Here is a 23,217-nt window from a genome sequence, read left to right as displayed (position 1 = left end):
CAGTTTCCGGCCGGCCGTCGTTTCCAACCTGATAATGGAGAGCGACATGTCGAACGTCTCAAGGACAGGCAAGGAAGAGATCAACAACGCGACCAGCCCGACCACCTTCGGGAGGTCGGTCGAGAGCCAAGCGCAGATGCAGGATGCGGCCGCGCAAGCCTCGTCGGAGGCCAGTGGCGAAATGCTGAACATCTACCGGCTGGAACCGATCGCCAAGCCCGACGATCCCAGATGGGCCAACGCTCCCGGACACGGCATCATCGTGGTGGCCGCCCGGACGCCGGGCGATGCGAGGATCGTCGCCGCGGCTCGTGAGCTCGACTTCATGGAAGTGGATGCAGCTCCCGCCGAAGATGTCACCACGGTCAATGCCAGCGCCTTCCGCGACGACAAGCTCTACACCGTCATCGAGATCGATCGGGATAGACGCGACGTCAAACGCGGGATCGTCGACGGTGTAGTTTCGGTCGACACGATCCGACCGGTCGAACTGGATTAAATGCCCCTCTTTTCATTGGAGCTCTCATGAATACGGCCAACCTGCAGCTCAAGGGCCTGATCATGGCAATAGCCTCGATATGCGACGCGATCGTCGAGAAAGAACTGCTCACCCATCAGGAAGTCAATGCCGCGCTCGCGAAAGCCAGAAAGGCCGTCGAAGATGATGACGACAACGAGCTATCCGATTCCAACCGCGCCGCCATCCTGTTTCCCATCCGTGTGCTGATGCTTGCCGACGAGGCAAACAAAAGAGGCGAGCGCTTCACCTTTTCGGACTATGCAAAGCTCGTGGGTAAGCTCACCTGAACATGTTCGACGTGCACGGTTTGGGGATAGACAGCGGCCACCTATTATATTGTCAGCAGTGTCACTACAGCGATTTTGCAATAAGTTGATATTTTCAGTCTTGTTTTTGGACGCGTCCCGTGGCTATACGGCGGCCGCATACACTCACGCACCGGGATCCTTACGTGACCATCCTCAAATCACTCTTGGCCGCCTGCGGCCTCTCAACCGTGATCGGCCTTGCCGCAACTCCCTCACTGGCCGGTTCGACGACTTACCCGCTGACGCTCGAAAATTGCGGCGCTGAGGTAACGTTCAAGAAGGCGCCCGAGCGGGCGATTGGCCTCGGCCAGAACAGCGCTGAAATTCTGCTGCTGCTCGGCCTCGAGGACAAGATGGCCGGCACCGCTTTCTGGCCGAGCAAGGTCTTGCCGCAGGTTGCCGAAGCCAATGCCAAGGTCAAGCTTCTGACCGTCGAGATGCCGACCTTCGAATCGATCCTCGCCGAAAACCCCGACTTCGTGGCGGCGGCCCTGCCGAGCCTCGTCGGGCCGAACAGCAAGGTCGCCAAGCGCGAGGATTTCGACAAGATCGGCGTCGTCACCTATCTCTCGCCCAGCACCTGCCTCAGCACCAAGGACGTGAAGGACCAGTATGGCAGCCGCGCCGAGTTGTGGAACATGGATCTTCTCTACAAGGAGATCGACGAACTATCGCAGATCTTTAACGTCGCCGATCGCGGCCAGGCGCTGATCGCCGACTTCAAGGCGCGTGAGGCCAAGCTTCGTTCCAGCGTCTCGAAGGACGGCAAGAACCTCTCCTACGTCTTCTGGTTCTCCAGCCCCAGCCCGTCCGCCGACGCCTATCTCGGCGGCAAGAACAGCGCCTCCGGCTTCATCGCCGACCTGCTCGGCGGACACAATGCGATATCAGCGGAAGCGGAATGGCCGACGCTCGGCTGGGAAGCCATCATCGCCGCCAATCCCGACGTCATCGTCGTTGCCAGCCTCGACCGCAACCGCTGGGAGCTCGACAAGCCGGAGGCCAAGATCAACTTCCTCAACACCGATCCGGCCGTCAGCCAGATCACTGCCGTCAAGAACAAGGCGATCGTCGTTATGGACGGCCAGGCGATGAACCCCACCGTCCGTACGATCTACGGCGCCGAGCAGGTTGCAGGCCGGTTGAAGGCTCTCGGTCTGTTGAAGTGACGGAAGCGGGCCGTATCTTCCGGCAGCTGGGAACCGCCGTCGCGCTGCTCCTCGCCTCCTTGTGCCTCGTCGCTGTCGCCATTGGCGTCAGCGTCGGGATCGGCGACTTGCCGATCCCGCTTGCAACGACGTTTTCGGCCGTCACCAACCGGCTTGGATGGACCGCGGTCGAGCTGAACCGCATCCACGAGACGGTCATCTGGGATTATCGCCTCAGCCGGGCGCTCGTCGCCGCCTTCTGCGGCGCCGGGCTGGCGCTGTCGGGCGCCACCATGCAGTCGCTGCTGCGCAATCCGCTGGCTGAACCCTATGTGCTCGGCATCTCCGCCGGCGCCTCCACAGGCGCGGTGGCAATCGTCATCCTCGGGCTCGGCGCGGGCGCGGTATCATTGTCGGCCGGAGCCTTTGCCGGCGCCTTCGCCGCCTTCTTCTTCGTGGCGCTGCTCTCGAACGGCACGCGCGGCGGGGCCGACCGCACCATCCTTGCCGGCGTCGCCGCCTCGCAGCTTTTCAACGCCACCACCTCCTATATCGTCACGACCTCGGCCAATGCACAGCAGGCCCGTGACGTGATGTTCTGGCTGCTCGGCAGTTTCGGCGGCGTGCGCTGGCCGGAATTCGCGCTGGTCTCGGTCGTCGTCGGCATCGGCCTCGCCGCCTGTCTGTTCTACGCCCGCGTACTCGACGCCTTCGCTTTCGGCGACGAGGCGGCATCCTCGCTCGGCGTCAATGTCGGCCGCGCCCGCATGGTGCTCTTCGCGCTGACGGCGATGATGACGGCGACGATCGTCAGCATGGTGGGCTCGATCGGCTTCGTCGGCCTCGTCGTTCCGCATGTCGCCCGCTTTGTCGTCGGGCCGCTCCATATTCGCCTGCTGCCGGCCTGTGCCATCGCGGGAGCGATCTTCATGGTGCTCGCCGACATTGCCGCGCGCGCCCTCATTCCCAACCAGATCCTGCCGATCGGCGTCGTCACGGCACTGGTCGGCGTTCCGTTCTTCTCGATCATCCTCTACCGGTTCCAGCGCGCGTCATGAGCATCAAGGCCGACAACCTCATCTGGAAAATTGGCAGGAAGACCATTCTGGACGGCGTCTCCCTGGAGGCGCAGCCGGGCCAGATGCTCGGTCTGCTCGGCCCCAATGGTTCGGGCAAGACTTCGCTGCTGCGGCTCCTCGCCGGCCTGAAGCGGCCGCATGCCGGCCGCGTCACGCTCGACCGCAATGATATCGGCGCGATTAGCCGCCGCTCGATCGCCCGCCGCATCGCCTTCGTCGAGCAGCATGCCACGACAAATGCCAATCTGAAGGTCGTCGACGTCGTCAAGCTCGGCCGGTTTCCGCATCGGTCGATGTTCTCAGGCTGGGCCAGGGCTGACGAAGAGGCGGTCGAAGGCGCGCTGGCGCGCGCCGGCATGGCGGAGAAACGCGACGATCGCTGGCAGAGCCTGTCGGGTGGTGAAAAACAGCGCACCCATATCGCAAGGGCGCTCGCCCAGTCGCCCCAAGAGCTGATCCTCGACGAGCCCACGAACCATCTCGATATCCAGCACCAGATCGGCCTGATGCGGCTCGTCTCCGGCCTGCCGATCACCAGCATCGTCGCGCTGCACGATCTCAACCATGCCGCCATGTTCTGCGATCAGCTGATCATCATGCAGCGGGGCAGGATCGTCGCCTCCGGCGCACCGCAGGACGTGCTGAGCGAAAACCTCCTGCGCGATGTCTTTTCCGTCGAGGCCCGCATCGAAGCCTCACCCCATCATTCCCGCCCGCACATCCACTATCTCAGATGAGAGTAGCTGAAGCCGCTCTCATGTCACGATCTGCAGCGGCAAAGCGGTCGTCTTTTTCAGCGTCTTGAGGACGATGCTTGACTTGACCGACGCCAGATTGTCGGTGACCCGGATCATTCTTTCGAGAAACTGGCTGAGATGGTCGAGGTCGCGCGTCATGACCTTCATCAGAAAATCGGCGTCCCCCGTCTGCGAATAGCACTCCAGAATCTCCGGCGCCGTCTCGATGAAGCGATGAAGCCGCTCGTTTCCGCCTTCCGTATGCGCTCTGAGGCTGACAAGAGTATGAGCGACGACGCTGAAACCCAACTTTGCGGGATTGAGGATGGCAACGACATTCTGAATGTATTGCTCGTTGCGCAGCCTTTCCAAACGGCGCGCGCATTGGGTCGCAGAAAGATTGACCTGCTGCGACAACTCGCTCTGCGTCATCTCGCTGTTCTGCTGGAGCGCGGCAAGCAATTTGATGTCGAACTGGTCAAGCATGGTCACGATCCCCAAAAGAGGTGAATTTCTGCGCATTATAGCTACGACACGCCGATTATCTTCATATTTATGTTGAAGCAGGGAGATATTCGCAGAAATTCGCCGCAGGAGTTCAGTTAATCTCCGACCAAGAGATGGAACGGAGGTGGACTTATGTTTGACCAACTGAATAGCCGGCCAGCCGACAGTCTACTTGCCCTGATCAAGGCCTTTCACGCCGACGATCGCAGCGGAAAGGTCGACCTCGGCGTCGGCGTCTATCGCGACATCATGGGACGCACGCCGGTGATGCGTGCCGTGAAGGCAGCGGAGCAGTTTCTTCTCGAGACCCAGGACAGCAAGAAATACCTTGGCCCGGAAGGCGATCTGCAATTCGTGCGCCTGCTGCAGCCTATTATTTTCGGAAAATCACCGACGTTCGGTCATCGCCTTGTCGGCATTCAGACACCGGGCGGAAGCGGTGCGCTGCGTCTAGGCGCCGAACTCATCCAAACAGCAAATCCGTCGGCGAAGGTTCTGCTCGGGACGCCGAGCTGGCCAAACCACGCGCCGATCTTCGGCGCAGCGCGTTTGCCGGTCAAGGCGTACGCCTTTGTCGACCTGACGTTACAGCAGGTGAAATTCGAAAGCGTCATCGAAGCCTTGTCTTCCGCGGGGGAAGGCGACGTCGTGCTCCTTCACGGTTGCTGCCATAATCCGACCGGCATCGATTTCACCATGGAGCAGTGGCGGCAGATTACCGCACTGCTTGTTGCACAGAAGCTGGTGCCGTTCATCGATCTTGCCTATCAGGGGCTCGGCGACGGTCTGGAACGTGACGCCGCGCCGACACGCATGATCCTCGATGCCGTCGATGAGGCGCTGATCGCTTATTCCTGCGACAAGAACTTTGGCCTTTATCGCGAGCGTGTCGGCGCGCTCTATGTCATGGCCCGCAATGTCGACGACACCTGGAAGGCCGAAAGCAACATGGCGGCCCTTGCCCGTGTCAACTGGTCTATGCCGCCCGACCATGGCGCCGCGATCGTCAGAACCATCCTCGAGAGTGACGAAATGTCGGCAATGTGGCGCGCCGAACTCGAGGAGATGTGCCAGCGCGTCAACGGCAATCGTGCGGCGCTTGCCGCCGCTGCTCCCGATCTGGCGTTCATTAGCCAGCAGCGCGGTCTGTTCTCCAATCTCTCCATGTCGAAAGAAACGGCAGTAGCGCTTCGAGCCAAGCACGGCATCTATATGGCCGATTCCGGTCGTATGAACCTTGCGGGCATGCAGCCGGACGATGCCTGCGCCATCGTCGCCGCACTTCGCGCTGAAGGCTGCCTAAAATCATCGATGTCGGCCTAAGCGAACTCAAGCCTTTGAGGTTTTAAAATGAGCAGGAAAGAAACGACCGGCCAGGCGATGACCCGTTCGCTCATCGGCCATCGGATCGACACGGTCTTCGGCATCCCGGGCGCCCATATGTATGATTTCAACGATGCCCTCTACGGTGCCAGCGACAAAGTTCGGTTCATCCACACCAGGCACGAACAGGGCGCCGGATATATGGCCTACGGCTATGCCAAATCCACCGGCCGGATCGGCGCCTACACCGTCGTGCCCGGCCCCGGCGTCCTCAATTCCGGCGCGGCTCTGTGCACGGCTTACGGCGCCAATTCGCCGGTGCTTTGCATCACCGGCAACATCATGTCCCATTTGATCGGTCAGGGCAGAGGACAGTTGCACGAGCTGCCGGATCAACTCGCGACGATGCGCGGGATTACCAAGACGGCGGAGCGCATCAATCACCTGTCGGAGGCCGGTCCTGTCATGGCCGACGTCGTCAGCAAGATGCTTTCCGGCCGCCAGGGTCCGGGAGCGGTCGAAGCCCCTTGGGATGTATTTGGCCAATCCGGCCCTGAAATCGAACTTCCCATCGGTTCGAGAGCCCCTCACCCAGCAGTCAACCACGATCAGGTCGCTGCCGCAGCCGCGCTGATATCAGGCGCCAAGAACCCGATGATCATGGTTGGCGGCGGTGCTGTAGATGCCGGCGCCGAGATCGCCGCGCTTGCAAAATTGCTGCAGTCGCCCGTCACCTCCCATCGTTCCGGCAAGGGCATCGTCGCCGACGACCACCCGAACTCCCTGAATTTTGTCGCCGCCTATGAATACTGGAAGAACACCGACGTGCTGATCGGGATCGGCAGCCGGCTCGAATTGCAGTTCATGCGATGGAAGTGGCTCCCCAAGGGCCTCAAGGTGATCCGCATCGATATCGATCCGACCGAGATGGTCCGCCTCAAGCCGAATGTCGGCATTGTCGCCGATGCCAAGGCAGCGACGCAAGCTCTGCTCGATACCCTGGCAGAATCCCCCAGCAAGGATCGCACCCGCGAATTTGCCGATCTCAACAAAGGCGCCAAGTCCCGGTTCTCGGAAGTGCAGCCGCAGCTTGCCTATCTCCATGCCATTCGCCAAGCCCTGCCGAGGGACGGCTTCTTCGTCGAGGAGGTCAGCCAGGTGGGCTTTACCGCCCGGTTTGCCTTCCCGGTCTATGGTCCGCGCCAATATGTGACATGCGGTTATCAAGACAATCTGGGTTTCGGCTTCAACACGGCCTTGGGTGTAAAAGTCGCCAATCCCGACAAAGCTGTGGTCTCTGTTTCAGGCGATGGAGGCTTCATGTTCGGCGTTCAGGAGCTTGCCACTGCCGTCCAGCACAAGATCAATGTCGTCGCTATCGTCTTCAACAATTCCGCCTATGGCAATGTGTTGCGAGACCAGAAGCAGGCATATCAAGGCCGCTATCTCGGCTCGGACCTGACCAATCCTGATTTTGTCGCTCTTGCCGAGAGCTTCGGTATCCGCGCATTCAAGGTGACGAGCCCCGGCGAATTGAAAGCCACCATCGAGAAAGCTCTGTCTCTCGACGAACCGGTTCTCATCGAGGTTCCGATCGAAAAGGGATCAGAGGCGAGCCCCTGGCCTTTCATTCATCCGGCTCCGCACGCCGATTGATGCCCATCAAGACGATGGTCCCTTGAGAAAGATCGTCGCCAGCGGCGGCAGCGTCAACGACAGGGAGGCTGCCCTGCCGTGGGCGGGGACCGGTTCGCTCGACAGCGCACCGTTGACGAGGCCGGAGCCGCCATATTCCCGCGCATCCGTCGTTATCCCTTCGACCCACACTCCATCCTTCGGCACGCCGATCCGGTAGCCGTAACGCGGCACCGGTGTGAAGTTCGAGACGACCAGGAGAGAGGAAGTGCGATCGGGGGCATAACGGAGCATGCCGAGGACGGAATTGACGGCGTCGTCGGCTGCCGCCCATTCGAAGCCCTCGGGATGAAAGTCGCCGAATTGCAATGCGGCTTCGTCCCTGTAAAGGCTGTTCAGATCCTTCACCAGCCGCTGAATGCCGACATGCTGGGGCCGATCCAGTACATCCCAGGTCACCGAAGCGTCGTGGTTCCATTCGCCCGGCTGGGCGATTTCGCTGCCCATGAACAACAGTTTCTTGCCGGGATGTCCCCACATGAAAGCGAGATAGCTGCGCAGATTGGCGAATTTCTGCCATTCGTCGCCCGGCATCTTCGTCAGCAGCGAGCCTTTGCCATAGACGACCTCGTCATGGGAAATCGGCAGTATGAAGCGCTCCGAATAGGCATAGATCATGCCGAAGGTCATCGTGCCATGATGATGACTCCGATAGACCGGATCCTTCTCGATGTAGCTCAGGCTGTCATGCATCCAGCCCATGTTCCATTTGATGTCGAAACCGAGGCCGCCCTGCTCGGGTGGCTTCGTGACACCAGGCCAGGCCGTCGATTCCTCGGCGATTGTCATCGCATGCGGGCAGCGCTCGTGAATGATGCTGTTCAGGTGCTTGAAGAATTCGACCGCTTCCAGATTTTCGCGGCCGCCATATTGATTGGGAACCCACTCGCCTTCATTGCGGCTATAGTCACGGTAAAGCATCGATGCCACGGCATCGACGCGCAACCCGTCGATATGGTAGCGCTCCAGCCATTCCAGCGCGCTGGCGATCAGGAAGCCTTTGACCTCGTTGCGGCCGAGATTGTAGATCAGCGTGTTCCAGTCGCGGTGAAAACCCTCGCGCGGATCCTCGTGCTCGTAGAGCGCGCTGCCGTCGAATCGGGCAAGTCCCCAGACGTCTGTGGGAAAGTGGGCCGGCACCCAGTCGAGGATGACGCCAAGCCCCGCCCCATGGCAGCGGTCGACGAAATAGGCGAAATCCTCAGGCGTCCCATATCGGCCGGTCGGGGCAAACAGGCCAAGCGGCTGATAGCCCCAGGAGCCGCCGAACGGATGCTCCATAATCGGCAGCAGCTCGATATGGGTAAAGCCCATGTCACGAGCATAGGGGACAAGCCGCTGGCTGAGCTCAACCCAGTCGAGCGACCTGTTACCGTCTTTCTGGTCGCGGAGCCAGGAGCCGACATGCACCTCATAAACCGAGACCGCGCCCTCCAGCCTCGCCTGCCGGGATCGGCCCTTCATCCAGCCGTCATCGCTCCATCGAAATGGCGTCGACGATGCGACGATGGACGCTGTGGATGGGGCGGCCTCGCTCGCCCTCGCCACCGGATCGGCCTTATGCGGCAGGCAGGTTCCAGCAGCATCGACGATCTCGAACTTGTATCGTTCGCCAGGCGCCAGCCGGGGAATGAACAGCTCCCAGACACCCGCCGACTGCCTCAGCCGCATCGGGTTTCGCCGACCGTCCCAGGCGTTGAAGTCGCCAACGACCGAGACGCGCCGCGCGTTCGGGGCCCACACGGCGAAACGAACGCCTGATATGCCGTCGATCGACATCGCCACGGCGCCGAGCGTCCGGCTCAGACTATAGTGGGTGCCCTCCGAGATCAGATGGAGGTCGAGTTCTCCGAGCAACAGGCCGAAACTATAGGGGTCCTCGGTGATCTGCACCGCATCCGGCCACGTGATCCGCAGGCGGTATCCCGCCCTGGCGACCGTCGCCGCCGCAAACAGGCCGGACGGGTGGGCGATGCTGAAAGGCGCCACCACTCGACCGCTCGCCGCCTCGATGAGATCGACCGCGTCGGCGCCGGGCAGGTAAACGCGCACGATCGTCATGCCGCTACTCTCATGGGGGCCGAGGATCGAAAAAGGATCGCCGTGGCGTCCCTCGATCAGAGCCTGGAGCTCATCCTGTCCGATGCCCGCCAGCAGTTCCGAGCGCTCAACATTCATGCCGGGACCCCCGCCAGACGCGAAACGATTTCGGTGAAGCCGGAGAGCGGAATGGGAAGCCATTTCGGCCGGTTGCGGGCTTCATAGGCGATCTCATAGGCGGCTTTTTCGAGAAGAAAGGCATCGAGAACCCTCCGTCGTTGACCGGACGGCATGTAAAGCGCCTTCGATGCCGACACCGCCTGCGAATAGGCGCCGAGGAACGCCTCCTCTGCCTGGCGCCCGAAGCGGGCGATGGCGTCGCGCCGGACTTCGTTCTCGTGTTCGATGACGGCGTCGTTGTCGAGCTGGGCGGTGGCCACGAGATAGCTCAGCGATCTCAAAAGCCCGGCGACATCGCGCAGCGGGTTGGTCTTGGCGCGGCGCTCGGCCAGGTTTTTAGCAGGCTCGCCCTCGAAGTCGATGATGACGGCATCGCCCTCGCTGACGAGGATCTGGCCAAGATGGAAATCGCCATGCGTGCGAGTCATCAGCGTATGGCGTGCGGCCTCCGCAAGCGTCGCGGCAAGCTCGGCGAGTTCGGTGCGGCGCTCAAGAAGCGGTGCTGCGAGCAGGCCGATCGCGGGATCGGCATTCTCCTCGCGTTCGGCAAGTTTCGACATGGCATAAGCGACCTCGCCGGCAACCGCCTTCTTCATCGTGTCGACCTCGCTGTCGCCGGCGACGACGGGGCTAAAGGCTTCGTCCCCGGTCTTGCCGGCGAGCACGACATGCAGTTCGCCCAATCTCATGCCGACCATCGCGACGAAGCTGATCAGCGGCTGGAAGACGTCGTCGCCGGGCTGGACGGCCGGATCGTTGAGCACGAGTTCGTCTGCCCCACGGCGCAGGTTGTTCAGCATCCAGTTCCAGGCGTCCCCCTGATTGCGGATCGCGCCTTGGACGATGATCAATGTCGAACGGCGTCCGCTGGAATCCGTGTGCGCGACCTCGCCCAGCAAGGGGGCGGTGTGGTCATAGCCGGCGCGGGTGAGATAGCGCGTCATCTCGACCTCCGGATGGATTCCAGGAAAGATGTGCCTGATCAGTTTGATCATCGCGAGGTCGCCGACGATCAGCGAACTGTTGGACTGCTCGGCCGAGAGCCAATGGACCGGAAGGTCGTCGGTGACGGCCAGACGGTCGAGCCGCTCCGTGCCGAGAAATTCAAGTGTGCCGGTGCGGCCGGTAATGCGCGAGCGGTCGCCAAGCCCGCGCAGGATACCGCGCGCCATCGCCTCCACAGCAAATCCGTCCGTCAGGAAGCCGACCCGCCTGCCTTGGCGAATCCGTCCGAGCGCGAGCTGCTGGGTCAGTACGGAGGGTTGCGCATCGTCCCAGGCGACTGCCAGCGGCAGCTGGTAGGATTCGCTATGGTTCGGCAGCACGGCCTCCAATTCGCCGAGAACGATCCCGTCGGCAAACGGTATCGGCGTTGCGGAAATCAGGCGCGCCGCTTGAAGCGGCTGATCCTTCGCCCCGAACCACCGCCGCTTGCCGAGATAGGCAGGCAGAATTTCATTGCTGAGGACGCGTGCAAGCTTGGGTTCATCGACAAGATCGAGCAGGCCGCGGCGGATTACCATCGTCACCAGATCGGGAAGCTGCTCCGGCGGCGCGGTGCGCCATGCCGGCGGGTCGGCATCGGCCTCCAATTGGAACCAGAAGAATCCGTAGGGCGGCAGTGTCAGCAGATAGGTCAGCTGGCCGATCGGCGGAAAGGGCGACATGCCGGTCAATTCGATCGGCACGCGGCCCTCGAAACTCGAGAGGTCGAGTTCGACGGCCTGGGGCAGCCGTGAGAGATTTGCGACGCACATCAGGGTCTCGCCTTCATATTCCCTGAGATAAGCGAGGATCTTGCGGTTCTCCGGTGCGAGGAACCGCAACGAACCACGGCCGAAGGCCGGATGCCTGCCGCGCAGCGCCAGCATCTTGCGCGTCCAGTTGAGCAGCGAATGCGCGTCCGTGCTCTGCGCCTCGACGTTGACGGCCTCGAAACCGTAGAGCGGGTCGGCCACCGGCGGCAGGACCAGACGCGCCGGGTCTACCCTGGAGAAGCCGCCATTGCGGTCCGGAGACCATTGCATCGGCGTCCTGACCCCATCCCGGTCGCCGAGGTAGATATTATCGCCCATGCCGATCTCGTCGCCGTAATAGATCACCGGCGTTCCCGGCATCGAGAGAAGCAGCGCGTTCATCAGCTCGATCCGCCGGCGGTCGCGCTCCATCAGCGGTGCCAGGCGCCGCCTGATCCCGAGATTGATGCGGGCACGCTTGTCGGATGCATAGGTCTCCCAAAGATAGTCGCGCTCGGCGTCGGTCACCATTTCGAGCGTCAGCTCGTCGTGGTTGCGAAGGAAGATCGCCCATTGGCAGTTGTCGGGAATCTCAGGCGTCTGCCGCAGGATATCGGTGATCGGAAACCGGTCCTCCTTGGCGATCGCCATATACATGCGCGGCATCAGCGGGAAGTGGAAGGCCATGTGGCATTCGTCACCCTCGCCGAAATACTCGCGCGTGTCCTCCGGCCATTGATTGGCCTCGGCAAGCAGCATCACACCGGGATGGGTGGCATCGAGCGCAGCGCGGATGCGTTTGAGGATTGCGTGGGTTTCCGGCAAGTTTTCGTTGATCGTCCCCTCACGCTCGACGAGGTAGGGGATCGCGTCGAGGCGAAACCCGTCGATGCCGGTTTCCAGCCAGAAGCGCATCACCTTCAGGAGTTCCTCCATGACGAGCGGGCTGTCGAAATTCAGGTCGGGCTGATGCGAATAGAAGCGGTGCCAGTAGTAGGCGCCGGCGACAGCATCCCATGTCCAGTTGGATTTTTCCGTGTCTATGAAAATGATGCGCGTTTCCGGAAACTTCTGATCGGTATCCGACCAGACGTAGAAGTCGCGCTCCGGCGACCCCGCTGGCGCCTGGCGCGCGCGCTGGAACCAGGGATGCTGGTCAGAGGTGTGGTTGATGACGAGCTCGATAATGACGCGGATATTGCGCCGGTGGGCGGCATCGACGAAGGCGCGAAAATCCTCCACCGTCCCGTAGTCGGGGCTGACATTGCCGTAATCAGCGATATCATAGCCGTCGTCGCGGCGCGGAGAGGGAAAGAACGGCAGCAGCCAGATGGCGTTGACGCCGAGCGCTGCGATGTGATCGAGCTTCTGGTGCAGACCGGCAAAGTCGCCGACGCCGTCGCCATTGGCGTCGTAGAACGACTTGATATGCAGCTGGTAAATGATCGCATCCTTGTACCACAGCGGCTGATGCGAGCCATCGGTATTCGTCGTGTCCATTCATGCCTCCCTTGAGCGAATACGCCAGATCGCATAGGGCAGGACGTGGGGATTGAGCCCGATGCTCTGCCATTTGCCAGTCCACTTGAAACGATGCCCGCCGATCAGATCTTCGGCATCCAGCGTGCCGCCATCCCCGAGCGACCACTGCCAGAGCGGCAGCTCGACATCGCTTTGCTGGAAATTGTGGGGGTCGAGGCTGATGGCGATCAGCAGGACGTTGTCACGCGCACGGCTTGCCTTCTCGAAAAACAGGATATTGTCATTTCGTGCATTCAGCAGCGTCAGCCCGAGATGTGAATGCAGCGCGGTATTTTCACTCCGGATGCGGTTGAGCATGCTGATCTCGGCGATGATGTTGCCCGGTCGGTCGTAGTCCCAGGCGCGGATCTCGTACTTCTCGCTATCGGCATATTCCTTGCGCTTGGCATCGGGGCGCCCCTCGCAAAGTTCGAAACCGTTATAGACGCCCCACAGGCCCGAGAGGGTGGCGGCAAGGGCTGCGCGGATCAGGAAGGCCGGGCGCGGTGCGTTCTGCAGGAAATCCGGATTGATATCATGGGTGTTGACGAAAAAATGCGGGCGGAAGAATTCCTTCGCCGCCGTCTCCGTCAGCTCCCGCATATATTGCTCGAGTTCCCACTTGGCATTGCGCCAGGTGAAATAGGTGTAGGACTGGGAAAAGCCGATCTTTGCCAGCCTGTACATGACCTTCGGCTTGGTGAAGGCTTCCGACAGGAAGACGACATCGGGATGACGCGCCCTGATGTCTCCGATCAGCCATTCCCAGAACGGAAAGGGCTTGGTGTGTGGATTGTCGACGCGAAAAAGTTTGACGCCCTGGTCCACCCAAAGCTGGACGACATCCCTGAGCTCCACCCATAGCGAAGGCAGCGCATCCCTAGTGTAGAAATCGACGTTGACGATGTCCTCGTATTTCTTCGGCGGGTTTTCGGCATATTTGATCGTGCCGTCGGGACGCCAGTCGAACCAGCCAGGATGCTCCGTGAGCCAGGGGTGATCCGGCGACGCCTGGATTGCGAGGTCGAGGGCGATCTCCAGGCCATGCCGGCCCGCCGCCTCGATCAGCCGCCGGAAATCCTCGAACTCGCCAAGTTCTGGATGGATGGCATCGTGGCCGCCATCCTCCGAGCCTATGGCATAGGGGCTTCCGGGATCATCCGGCGCGGCTTTCAGGCTGTTGTTGCGGCCTTTGCGGTTGGTCGAACCGATCGGATGAATTGGCGGGAAATAGAGCACGTCGAAGCCCATATCGCGGATGGCCGGCAATCTCGCGATGACGTCGTCGAACGTGCCATGCCGGTCCGGATCGCCACTCTGCGAGCGCGGGAAGATCTGGTACCAGCTGGCAAAGGCGGCGGCCTTGCGTTCGGCATCGACGGCGCTTGCCGCCGAGCAAAGCCGAAACGGCCGCCTGTCGGCCTTGTTCATCAGTTCCGATGTCTTAGGATCAAGCAGGATCGCCGCGCGCTCGGCATCCGGCGCGTGTTCGAGACGGTCGGCAAGGGCTTTCAATTCCGCGCTGAGCGCTGTGCTGGCCTGGGTCTCAGCCGAGCGGACGAGATTCACCCCCTCCTGCAGCTCGAGCTTCAGGTCCAGCCTGGCATCGTTCTTCTTCGTCAGTTCGTAGCGAAAGATCGCAAACAGGTTCCTCCATGCCTCGACGGCAAACTCATAGCGGCCGGTCCGCTCCAACAGGAATTCGGCGCGCCAGCGGTCGTTTTCGACCAGCTGCATCTCCGTCTCGTTCCAGTCCGCCGCATCGAGCGGCCGCCAGAGCAGGACGGCGGCGATCGGGTCGTGGCCGTCTGCGAATATATCTGCCTCGACGGTGACGATGTCGCCGACCACTCGCTTGACTGGGAAGCGCCCTTCATCGACGCGCGGCAGGATGTTTTCGATGGCGAGCCGCGGCGACGCCGTCGCCTGCTCGATATCGAGAATGGGCCGGGATGTGATCGGTGCCGGCGCTTTGCCTTCGATTACCAGGGTCTCCCCTGCCCGCAGCCGTAGAGCCGCGCTGCCGGCAGCCACTGGAAGAAAACCCGAAGCCGCTTCGCGAAGTGCCGTAACCGGAGCGGGCGCGCTTTTCCGAAGGTCCCTGTTGATTAAGATGAAGCGCACATTCTCCGTGCTGCGAAGGTCTTCCGCCTCGGATTGCAGAAGCGCTGAGACCGGGCCATTGGCGTTGCGGATGAGCCGAAGCGTTGCAGCGAAGGCATCTGGGTTCTTGCCGATTTCCGTGTTCGCAAGGCGAATTTGGGAGGAGATATCGAAAGCGAGGTCATGGCGCAGGCCTCGCAAGCCCGTTCCATTCCCATGGGTCGGATCGAGCGGCGTGGCTGCGCCATACTCGAAGCCCATCGGAACCATCACGCCACCACCGAGCGCGGCGGCAAGGCGCAGCGCACGGACGGCGCGCCGTTCGAGGATTTCGCGGCTCTCGGTTCCGTGCGCGATCCGCCGGGAGAATGGCGGCTCCGGAAAGGCGATCTGCCGGCCGAATAACGCCTGCACGCGGTGTTCTTCGATAAACCATCTCTCGTCGAAATCCCACCAGGCCATCGATGAAAAACATCCATCGAAGCCTGCATCCTTGACCGCTTCCCTCGCGCCGAAATCGGTGCCGGGGGTCCAGGCGAAGAATTGCGCGTCCGCCTTCTCGCGCACCGCCGAAATCAGCGATTTGAAGAGCGTCGGCGCGGCGCGATCGATCCCGAGCACCCGGTAGCCGGAGAGGCCTAGAGGGGCCAGTCTTCGCAGCCGTTCGGTCCATTCTTCCAATAGCCGGGATTGAGACTCCGCCGCCATCGCGGACATCGGCTCCGCCGGGTCTAATGGTGAGCGACGGGGGTCGACGGGATGAAAGCCCGCTTCGGGATCCCGAGACTTGCCATCGAGCATCAGGTCCATCATCAAGGCGACACCGCTCTTGCCGGCAGCCTCCGCCAAGCGCGCTACCCCATCCTCGACCGCGCTCCCGAGCGACAGCGGAGGATCGAGGCGATCGAAGTCCCGCGGGGCAAAGACGCTGCACTCCCCGCCCCGGTCGAAGAGAGGCGCCGTCAGCACACGATCGAAACCCGTATCCGCCGCATGGTCGAAAACCTCGCGCCATGCGTCGATGCCCTGAAGTAGAAGCGGATTGACATAATAGATCCGGGGTGGGGTGCTCAACACACCCTGGTTCGTAGAAAATGGCATCGGCCGCCGCCTCGAGTTGCTTTCCATGCAAACTTCCCTTGGCGGTGGTTGTTCCACCGAAACCGCCAATTCGCGATGCGCGACGATCACCGATCGCACCGACGTTCGCTCATCAACGGCGCTCAATGATGCAGAGAGTGCTTGAGGATTCATGCCGCTTTTGGGTAGTCTCGCCTCTCCCAGGAGGGTACCCATTTGGCTGTTGACGGCGCATCGGTGTTTCGAACGATACTCGTCACTGCAACGCTTGCAGCGTGCGTCTCGTCCCTCGCCTCCTGGAGCATCGATACCGATCGTTCGACTCCTCACAAGCACGGCCTGTTTGAGATCCGCTAGGAGGCCAGGCGTTTCATCTCGGGTGAGAACGCCAAGGGGAGCGAGCAATGGCAAGCGTTGGAGCCCAACGCCAAGGTGCTGGTTCCTCGATGCGCGGTCCCGCTCCAAACACAATGGACGCCGACGAGCCTCGGCCGTTCGAAACCCAGCGTCATGGTGATTTGCGCAGCCGCGGTGCCGAACACCGTGATGAAAACTTGGGATGTGCATGTTCCCGTAGAGCGGAAGTCGCACCATCCTTAAGGGCGGGCACCTGAGCAAGATTTGATGTACTGAATGAAAACACTTCGATTGCAATAGAGACAACCAGACGTGGATGTATCGGTAGAACTGTGCTCCTATCCCGAACTTGACGACCGGATCGTGATCGTTCGAGCGGGCGACGAAGTCGATGGCGTGTTTGTCCGGACCGAGAGGTTCAACGTCCTGATCGATACGCTCGGGACGCCCGAGCTATGCCGAATGGCGCTGGATCTGCTTGAAGAGAAGGCTGCAGCTCGCCCGCTGATGGTCATCAACTCGCACATGGATTGGGATCATTTCTGGGGAAATGCCGCCATTGCGGGCCGCGCTCCCATCATAGCGCATGCCGCGGCGCTCGACCGCTTGCGTGATCCCTCCGCGCAGCAGATCCTCAGAGACAAGGCCAGTCAGGAATCGAGATTTCGGAATGTCGAGCTCATCGGTCCCGATATCACCTTCTCCGGCTCGATGGTTCTCAACGGCGGCGATCTCACGCTCGAACTGATCCATACGCCCGGGCACACGCCCGACCATATCGCCGTATGGATCCCCGAACTTCGCATCTGCCTGGCGGTCGATGCGGTGGAATACCCCATTCCCGAAGTCTGGAGCAAAAGTGCCGAAGACCTTCGCCTGATCCGTTCCTCGCTGGAGCGTATCCGTGACCTCGATGCGAGACTGGTCATCCCCGCGCATGGCCAGACGTCTTCACCTTCAACGGTGAATGCGAACCTCGTCTATTTCGAAGCCTTGGCCGATCGTGTCGATGGGTTGAGCGAAAACCAACTGGCGGATGGACAACTCAGCCGCTCAAGCGACTTCCGGCTTGAAGATTTCGTCATCATTCCCGACGGGATGCCTTTGGATACGGTGACATTCTACCGGAACTGCCACGAGACAAATCTTGGCGCCACGGTTCAGGCCCATATCGAAAAACGGAATCACGCATAGGGGATAGCATGCAGGAGACCATGACGTGAAACCATTGGAGGGCGGGCGAGCCGGGCAGATCTGGCGTGACGGCAACACCGTCATCAGACCATCAGGCGTATGGACGCCGACGGTTCATCGGTTTTTGCGCCATCTCAGGACCAGAGACTTTCTGGGAGCGCCGGTGCCGATCGACATCACAGGGGAAGGCCAGGAGATCGTCAGCTACGTCTCCGGGCGCGTCTGGGAAGACTTGCGTGACCCATTTGTCGGATCAGAGACCATGCTGATTTCCGCGGCCAGGCTTCTGCGCGATTTTCACTCGGCGTCTCAAGGGTTTCTGGCAAGGGATGGCGAGGTCCAGACATGGATGCTGCCGCCGCAGGAACCGCGCGAGATCGTCTGCCACGGAGATTATGCGCCTTACAATGTCGCAACCGCAGAACATGAGGCTGTCGGGGTCATCGATTTCGACGCCGCCCATCCCGCGCCGCGCCTATGGGATCTGGCCTATGCTGTTTACCGCTGGGGGCCCTTGTCCGATCCTTCCAATCCCGGCGTGATATCAGGCCTTGATGAGCAGCTGCGGCGGACGGAAATCTTCTGCATGGCTTACGGCACGACGGCAGAAGAGCGGCGCCAGCTGCCGGAGACGATCTGCAGGCGGCTTCAGGCGCTCGTGAATTTCATGCAAACAAGGGCCTCGGCCGGAGACGAGACCTTCGTGGAGGACGTGGCCGCAGGAGACGATCGGCTGTATCTAAACGACATCGACTACATCAGCAAACATCGAGATCGGCTGCTGCGCGCGCTGCGGTGACGCGCCTCTGGCAATTACAGCCACTTCCTTCGGCGGAAAAAACCGAACAGACCCAGACACAAGACGGCAATGACACCCAGCACGAAGAAATAGCCATACTGGAATTTCAGTTCCGGCATATCGCTGAAATTCATGCCGTAGATACCGGCGATCGCGGTGGGAACGGCGAGGATCGCCGCCCAGGCGGCAAGCTTGCGGGCAATCGCCGTCTGCTCCGTCTGGCCGATCATCACACTGGCCTCGAAGGCGAAGGCCAGCACCTCGCGCAGCGCGTCGATATCCTCCTGGACCCGGCGCACATGATCGGTCACATCGCGAAACAGCGATTGCAGCGTCGGATCCATGCCGGGAAGATCGACATGCTCATATCGCCGGCAGACGTCGACGAGCGGCACCACGGCATTGCGCAGCCGCAGAAGCTTGCGGCGTAAGAGGTAAAGCCGTTCGATGTCGGACTTTGCCAGCTGTTCGCGCAGCACCAGATCTTCAAGTTTTTCGACCTCCTCCTGCACGACCTCGATCACCGGCATGTAGTTGTCGACGATGAAATCCAGGATGGAATAAAGAATATAATTCTCGCCGTGGGCCAGCGCCGTCGGCGTCGCCTCGCACCGCTGCCGCACCGCCAGGTACGAGGACGAGTCCCCGTGGCGGACCGAGACGACATAACCGCGACCGACGAACAAATGCGTTTCGCCGAAGACGATTTCGTCATCCTTCATATGGGCGGTCCGGGCAACGATGAACATTGCGTCCCCATAGGTCTCCAGCTTCGGTCGCTGGTGGGGCTGTGCCGCGTCCTCGATCGCCAAGGCATGGAGATTGAACTCGGCCTGGACCTGGTGCAGCAGCACTTCATCCGGCTCGTGCAGGCCGATCCAGACGACGGCATTCTCCCGGCCTCGCCATTCACCGGCCTCTTCTATCCTGATGTCGCGAATGCGTTGCCCATGCTGGTAAACGGCAGCAGCCACGACGCCGGGACGTTCATAGGGCGGCGATGTCGAACCGCTGCCGGCCCGCGGGGAAATGCTGTCCAGATTCTTCAGCTGTTCCAAATCCTGCCGTCCTCCACTCCCGCACGGATCACATATCCGCAGCCATCCGTCTGCCGGTCAGGCGGTCAGCCCATCATAATGCTATTTCGTAAAACATGCATCTGCCTCGATGTGGAGGGCTGACCCAGCGCCTTCATCGTGGCAAGGCGCGTGCAATCACGTATCCGTGGAAATATCGTCCCAGTCCTGATCCATGTAGCCGATCAGCCAGTTGAGAGCGTAGTGGCGTGCGTAGACAGCCCCCTGAGCGCAAAAGCGACATAGGCTTTCCAAAAAGGTGGTAAACGGCGTTTTACATATTGAGCAAATCGTTAAATTGTTTTTGTTAGAAACTCCTCATCCAGTCCGGTCAGAAGCCGGAAGTTCGATCGAGGACTTTCAATGCGCCGCCCAAACATCAAATCAAGTTTGCTGTTGATTTTCAGTGTCATAGCTCTTCTTTTCGGCCTTGTCGCCTATCTCGCGGTCGATGGTCTTCGGAAGACGAACGGATCGACGGAAGAGATTGCCAGTAATTGGTTGCCGAGCGTACAGGCTTCCCAGGCGATCAATCTCGCCATGACGAATTTGCGCCTCGTTTACCGCGATCACATCATTGCGCAGACGGAGGCGGAAAAGAAAACACGCGAAGAGGCCATCAAGGTCGCCGAGGATGCGATTCGCAAATCGGCGGACGCCTACCTTCCTCTGGCTTCATCCGACCACGAGCGCGAGTTGATCAAGACGATCGAGGAAAGCGTCGAAGGCTACATCGCCAGTAGCGCGCAGTTGCTTGATCTTTCCCGCGCCAACAAGACCGAAGAAGCCGGGAAATATCTCGGCGGGGAGATGCGCTCCTATTCGGACAAGCTCAAGGAAGCCACAGCGGCCCTGGTCGAGTTGAACGTCAGTGGCAGCAAGAAGGCTGCCGACCTCAGCAAGGAGACCTTCGCCTCCATAGAATTCTACCTGCTTGCAACGATCGGTGTTGCCGGATTGCTCGTTCTCGGCGCTGTCGCCTTCGTGCTGAAGAGCATCGCCAATCCGATTACCGGCATCACCGCTTCGATGCGACGGCTGGCCGACGGGGACACCGGTTCGGAGATCCCGTTCGCCGACCGCGCCGACGAAATCGGGTCGATGGCGGAGGCGGTCGAAATCTTCCGCCAGGCCGCGATCACCAACAAGCGGATGGCGATGGAAGCCGAGGAGAATCGCAATAGAGCGGAGACCGACCGCGTTGCCGCACAGAGGCAGGCCGAAGCCGACGCCTCGGAGCGGCTACGCATCGCCACCTCGGGCCTCGCCGCCGGTCTAAAGCGGTTGGCCGCAGGCGACCTGGCCTTCCAGCTCAACGAGGCCTTCGCACCCGACTTCGAGGCGCTGCGCCGTGACTTCAACCAGTCTGTCACGCAGCTTGGCACAACGCTTCGAGCGATTTCCGAAAGCATCGGCACGATCGACGAAGGCTCGCGGGAGATCTCCTCAGGTGCGGGCGATCTTTCAAAACGCACGGAGGAGCAGGCAGCGTCGCTCGAAGAAACCGCGGCTGCGCTGGAAGAGATCACGGCGAATGTGTCGAACTCCAGCAAGCGAACCGAGGAGACGCGCACGGTCGCCACCGAGGCAAATCGCAGCGCCGGGATCTCCGCCGAGGTCGTGTCCCACGCCGAGGAGGCAATGGGGCGGATCGAAACCTCGTCTCAGCAGATTTCCAACATCATCAGTGTCATCGATGAAATTGCATTCCAGACCAATCTTCTCGCGCTGAATGCCGGCGTGGAAGCGGCAAGAGCCGGCGAGGCCGGCAAGGGCTTTGCCGTCGTCGCCCAGGAGGTGCGCGAACTTGCGCAGCGTTCCGCAACGGCTGCCAAGGAGATCAAGGGTCTTATCCAGAACTCGTCGAAAGAGGTGGAAAGCGGTGTCAAGCTTGTGCGCGACACCGGCCAGGCCCTGAAGACCATTGGTGGCTTCATCAGCCAGATCAATCACCATATGGATTCGATCGCCACCTCGGCGAAAGAGCAGTCGGTCGGCCTCAGCGAAGTCAACGTCGCCGTCAATCGCATGGATCAGACCACGCAACAGAACGCGGCCATGGTGGAACAATCGACCGCTGCCTCCGATTCGCTAGCCCAGCAGGCCCAGACGCTGCGCGAACTCATCAGCCAGTTCAGGCTCGACGACGCCGCATCTAGCCAATCCTCAGCCCTTCGCTCCACCGCTAGAACAATGGAACAACCAATGGCCCGCGCAACGGTGCATGCGGTTGCCGCACGCCGCTGAACTATCGGCAACAGGAGTCGATAAAGGGCGCGCGGCAATGCCGGGCGCCCTTCGTTTGTCATGACGCGAAGGCTGGATTGCGCCGCGCGCCCATTCTCAGCACGAAATAGATCGCCCCGCCGATTCCGACGCCGAAGAACCAGCCATAGGTACCCCACCAATCCGGCAGGATGCTGGTGAAGGTCGGCAGGATCGAGGAGAAAAGCGCGCCGACCGCGAATGCGATGAAGGCATTGCCGTGCCATCCGTTCTGGAAGCGGAACTCGCCATTCTCATGGTAAAGCGCCTCGACGTTCAGCTGGCTCTTGCGGATGAGATAGTAGTCCACCATCATGACGCCGAAGATCGGTCCCATGGTCGATCCGATGAAATTGACGAAATGCGCCGCACCTGTCTCCCAGGGGGCAAACGGGTAAAGCACGAGAGCGATCATTGCGGCGATATATCCCCCGCGTTTGAAGTTGATCTGGCGTGGGAAGACATTGGCGAAGTCGAAGGCCGGCGACACGAAATTCGCCACGACGTTAATGCCGAGCGTTGCGATCGCAAATGTCAGCGCCGCAAGCAGCGCCAGGAACCAGCTTTCGAATTTCGCCGATATCATTTCCGGATGCAGCAGGACCTCCCCGTAGACGGTGAAGGCGGCGGTGGTCGTCACACCTGCGACGAGGCAGAATGCCAGGAGATTGATCGGCAGCCCCCAAAGATTGCCTTTCCTGAGCGCCTTTTCATTCGTTGCGTAACGCGAGAAATCGCAGAAGTTCAGGTAGAGCGCCGCGAAATAGGTGATCCAGGTGGCGGACACGGCGGCAAGCGCTGCGACCGAGCCTGGCTCGCCCGGCACGCCGGCATCCTTGGTCTTTTCGATCAGCACGTCGCGCGGAATTTCGGCACCGAAGGAGAAGGTGCCTGATTTGACGACCAGATAGACCGCAAGGATCAGCATCATGATCCAGACGGCCGGACCGGCCCAATCCTGGAACTTGCGAACCGTTTCCATCCCCCGCTGAATGATCAGCAGCTGCAGCGCCCAGACGATCACATAGCAGATGAGTTCGAGGGTCGAGTGGCCGAGCATATGGCTGTTCTGATGAAAGGCGAGCAGGCTGTCGTTGCGGATCAGCAAGGCGACGATGGCGCCGGATGCAGCGGCGGTCTGCGCCCCGTACCAGAAGCAGGCGACCACGGCCCGGACAAGGGCCGGAACATTCGCCCCGAATGTGCCGAAGGAGGCGCGAGCCAGCACCGGAAAAGGTACGCCGGTGCGCACGCCGGCATTGCCGACCAAGCTCATCAACACGAAAATGACCAGCGATCCGATGCCGATAGCGATGACGAAATTGACGAAGCTGCCGCACAGCAGGAACAGGCTCGCCGCCAGATAATAGCCCCACAGGCTGTGAACGTCGGATGTCCAGACGTTAAAGATACTGAATGCACCCCATTTACGCTCCTCGGCGGGTGCAAGATCCTCGTTGTACAACGAGGGAGACGGATTTCGAATGCTCATGAATGCCCTCCCATATCCCTGAGGTCAAATCGACCACAGCCGGAAGTCTGCTCCTCC

The 23,217-nt window shown here is 60.9% G+C and carries 16 protein-coding genes and 2 pseudogenes; 11 read left to right on the top strand and 7 right to left on the bottom strand.

Annotated features, from left to right (window positions below):
• Positions 1-46 precede the first annotated feature (46 nt).
• The 5 genes from HJB83_RS20945 to HJB83_RS20925 all read left to right on the top strand — a co-directional run bounded on the left by HJB83_RS20945 (position 47) and on the right by HJB83_RS20925 (position 3,792).
• Entirely contained in the window at positions 47-499 is a 453-nt protein-coding gene (locus HJB83_RS20945; protein ID WP_259671368.1) for a hypothetical protein, read from the top strand.
• A gap of 26 nt (positions 500-525) precedes the next feature.
• Complete coding sequence (locus HJB83_RS20940; protein ID WP_207584703.1) at positions 526-807, top strand: hypothetical protein; 282 nt, start codon at positions 526-528, stop codon at positions 805-807.
• A 164-nt stretch (positions 808-971) separates the two neighbouring features.
• Entirely contained in the window at positions 972-1,997 is a 1,026-nt protein-coding gene (locus HJB83_RS20935) for an ABC transporter substrate-binding protein (protein WP_221132548.1), read from the top strand.
• Positions 1,994-3,034, top strand: a complete 1,041-nt coding sequence (locus tag HJB83_RS20930) for an iron ABC transporter permease (protein WP_221132547.1) — start codon at positions 1,994-1,996, stop codon at positions 3,032-3,034. The genes HJB83_RS20935 and HJB83_RS20930 overlap by 4 nt, the downstream gene beginning before the upstream one ends.
• Positions 3,031-3,792 (top strand): ABC transporter ATP-binding protein, encoded by a 762-nt coding sequence (locus HJB83_RS20925; RefSeq protein WP_221132546.1) that lies wholly within the window; start codon positions 3,031-3,033, stop codon positions 3,790-3,792. Before HJB83_RS20930 ends, HJB83_RS20925 begins: the two co-directional genes overlap by 4 nt.
• An 18-nt stretch (positions 3,793-3,810) precedes the next feature.
• Here HJB83_RS20925 and HJB83_RS20920 read toward each other — a convergent pair whose 3' ends face one another.
• On the bottom strand, positions 3,811-4,278 hold the full coding sequence (locus HJB83_RS20920) for an Lrp/AsnC family transcriptional regulator (protein WP_207584699.1): 468 nt from the start codon (positions 4,276-4,278) through the stop codon (positions 3,811-3,813).
• Between the two features lie 153 nt (positions 4,279-4,431).
• Between HJB83_RS20920 and HJB83_RS20915 the strand changes: the two genes are divergently transcribed.
• Positions 4,432-5,622 carry an amino acid aminotransferase gene (locus tag HJB83_RS20915; RefSeq protein ID WP_221132545.1) on the top strand — a complete coding sequence of 397 codons (1,191 nt, stop codon included), beginning with the start codon at positions 4,432-4,434 and terminating at the stop codon, positions 5,620-5,622.
• A 27-nt stretch (positions 5,623-5,649) separates the two neighbouring features.
• Complete coding sequence (locus HJB83_RS20910) at positions 5,650-7,278, top strand: thiamine pyrophosphate-dependent enzyme (RefSeq protein WP_221132544.1); 1,629 nt, start codon at positions 5,650-5,652, stop codon at positions 7,276-7,278.
• Between the two features lie 6 nt (positions 7,279-7,284).
• Here HJB83_RS20910 and glgB read toward each other — a convergent pair whose 3' ends face one another.
• From glgB to HJB83_RS20895, 3 genes are read right to left on the bottom strand one after another with little or no spacing between them, the layout of a single operon-like run.
• Positions 7,285-9,495: a 1,4-alpha-glucan branching protein GlgB gene (glgB, locus tag HJB83_RS20905; protein WP_221132543.1), complete on the bottom strand. Its 2,211-nt coding sequence runs from the start codon at positions 9,493-9,495 to the stop codon at positions 7,285-7,287.
• Positions 9,492-12,773 carry a maltose alpha-D-glucosyltransferase gene (gene treS, locus HJB83_RS20900; RefSeq protein WP_221132542.1) on the bottom strand — a complete coding sequence of 1,094 codons (3,282 nt, stop codon included), beginning with the start codon at positions 12,771-12,773 and terminating at the stop codon, positions 9,492-9,494. Before treS ends, glgB begins: the two co-directional genes overlap by 4 nt.
• A complete protein-coding gene (locus HJB83_RS20895; protein ID WP_221132541.1) occupies positions 12,774-15,998 on the bottom strand; it encodes an alpha-1,4-glucan--maltose-1-phosphate maltosyltransferase in 3,225 nt (1,074 codons plus the stop codon).
• A gap of 216 nt (positions 15,999-16,214) precedes the next feature.
• On the opposite strand from HJB83_RS20895, the pseudogene HJB83_RS34200 reads away from it, so the two are divergent.
• The 3 genes and pseudogenes from HJB83_RS34200 to HJB83_RS20885 all read left to right on the top strand — a co-directional run bounded on the left by HJB83_RS34200 (position 16,215) and on the right by HJB83_RS20885 (position 18,327).
• A pseudogene (locus HJB83_RS34200) lies at positions 16,215-16,577 on the top strand (hypothetical protein).
• 69 nt (positions 16,578-16,646) lie between these two features.
• Complete coding sequence (locus HJB83_RS20890) at positions 16,647-17,528, top strand: MBL fold metallo-hydrolase (protein ID WP_207584693.1); 882 nt, start codon at positions 16,647-16,649, stop codon at positions 17,526-17,528.
• A 25-nt stretch (positions 17,529-17,553) separates the two neighbouring features.
• Positions 17,554-18,327: a phosphotransferase enzyme family protein gene (locus HJB83_RS20885; protein WP_221132540.1), complete on the top strand. Its 774-nt coding sequence runs from the start codon at positions 17,554-17,556 to the stop codon at positions 18,325-18,327.
• A 14-nt stretch (positions 18,328-18,341) separates the two neighbouring features.
• On the opposite strand, the gene HJB83_RS20880 is transcribed toward HJB83_RS20885, so the two are convergent.
• Both HJB83_RS20880 and HJB83_RS20875 read right to left on the bottom strand, forming a co-directional pair.
• Entirely contained in the window at positions 18,342-19,385 is a 1,044-nt protein-coding gene (locus HJB83_RS20880; protein WP_207584691.1) for a magnesium and cobalt transport protein CorA, read from the bottom strand.
• Positions 19,386-19,541: 156 nt separating this feature from the next.
• Positions 19,542-19,631, bottom strand: a pseudogene (locus HJB83_RS20875) (DUF4272 domain-containing protein); the annotation flags it as partial.
• 135 nt (positions 19,632-19,766) lie between these two features.
• Between HJB83_RS20875 and HJB83_RS20870 the strand changes: the two are divergent.
• Positions 19,767-21,650 (top strand): methyl-accepting chemotaxis protein, encoded by a 1,884-nt coding sequence (locus tag HJB83_RS20870; protein WP_207584690.1) that lies wholly within the window; start codon positions 19,767-19,769, stop codon positions 21,648-21,650.
• A 58-nt stretch (positions 21,651-21,708) separates the two neighbouring features.
• Here HJB83_RS20870 and HJB83_RS20865 read toward each other — a convergent pair whose 3' ends face one another.
• Positions 21,709-23,160: an NCS1 family nucleobase:cation symporter-1 gene (locus tag HJB83_RS20865; protein WP_221115098.1), complete on the bottom strand. Its 1,452-nt coding sequence runs from the start codon at positions 23,158-23,160 to the stop codon at positions 21,709-21,711.
• Positions 23,161-23,217 lie beyond the last annotated feature (57 nt).

The sequence above is a fragment of the Rhizobium sp. NZLR11 genome, from assembly GCF_019685115.1.
Taxonomy (GTDB): Bacteria; Pseudomonadota; Alphaproteobacteria; order Rhizobiales; family Rhizobiaceae; genus Rhizobium.
This window is presented reverse-complemented; position numbering and strand designations above follow the sequence as displayed.

Coding starts and splice junctions, on each gene's coding strand:
- HJB83_RS20945 (WP_259671368.1), top strand. CDS start 47: ATGTCGAACGTCTCAAGGACAGGCAAGGAAGAGATCAACAACGCGACC.
- HJB83_RS20940 (WP_207584703.1), top strand. CDS start 526: ATGAATACGGCCAACCTGCAGCTCAAGGGCCTGATCATGGCAATAGCC.
- HJB83_RS20910 (WP_221132544.1), top strand. CDS start 5,650: ATGAGCAGGAAAGAAACGACCGGCCAGGCGATGACCCGTTCGCTCATC.
- HJB83_RS20895 (WP_221132541.1), bottom strand. CDS start 15,998: ATGCCATTTTCTACGAACCAGGGTGTGTTGAGCACCCCACCCCGGATC.
- HJB83_RS20870 (WP_207584690.1), top strand. CDS start 19,767: ATGCGCCGCCCAAACATCAAATCAAGTTTGCTGTTGATTTTCAGTGTC.
- HJB83_RS20920 (WP_207584699.1), bottom strand. CDS start 4,278: ATGCTTGACCAGTTCGACATCAAATTGCTTGCCGCGCTCCAGCAGAAC.
- HJB83_RS20925 (WP_221132546.1), top strand. CDS start 3,031: ATGAGCATCAAGGCCGACAACCTCATCTGGAAAATTGGCAGGAAGACC.
- treS (WP_221132542.1), bottom strand. CDS start 12,773: ATGGACACGACGAATACCGATGGCTCGCATCAGCCGCTGTGGTACAAG.
- glgB (WP_221132543.1), bottom strand. CDS start 9,495: ATGAATGTTGAGCGCTCGGAACTGCTGGCGGGCATCGGACAGGATGAG.
- HJB83_RS20915 (WP_221132545.1), top strand. CDS start 4,432: ATGTTTGACCAACTGAATAGCCGGCCAGCCGACAGTCTACTTGCCCTG.
- HJB83_RS20865 (WP_221115098.1), bottom strand. CDS start 23,160: ATGAGCATTCGAAATCCGTCTCCCTCGTTGTACAACGAGGATCTTGCA.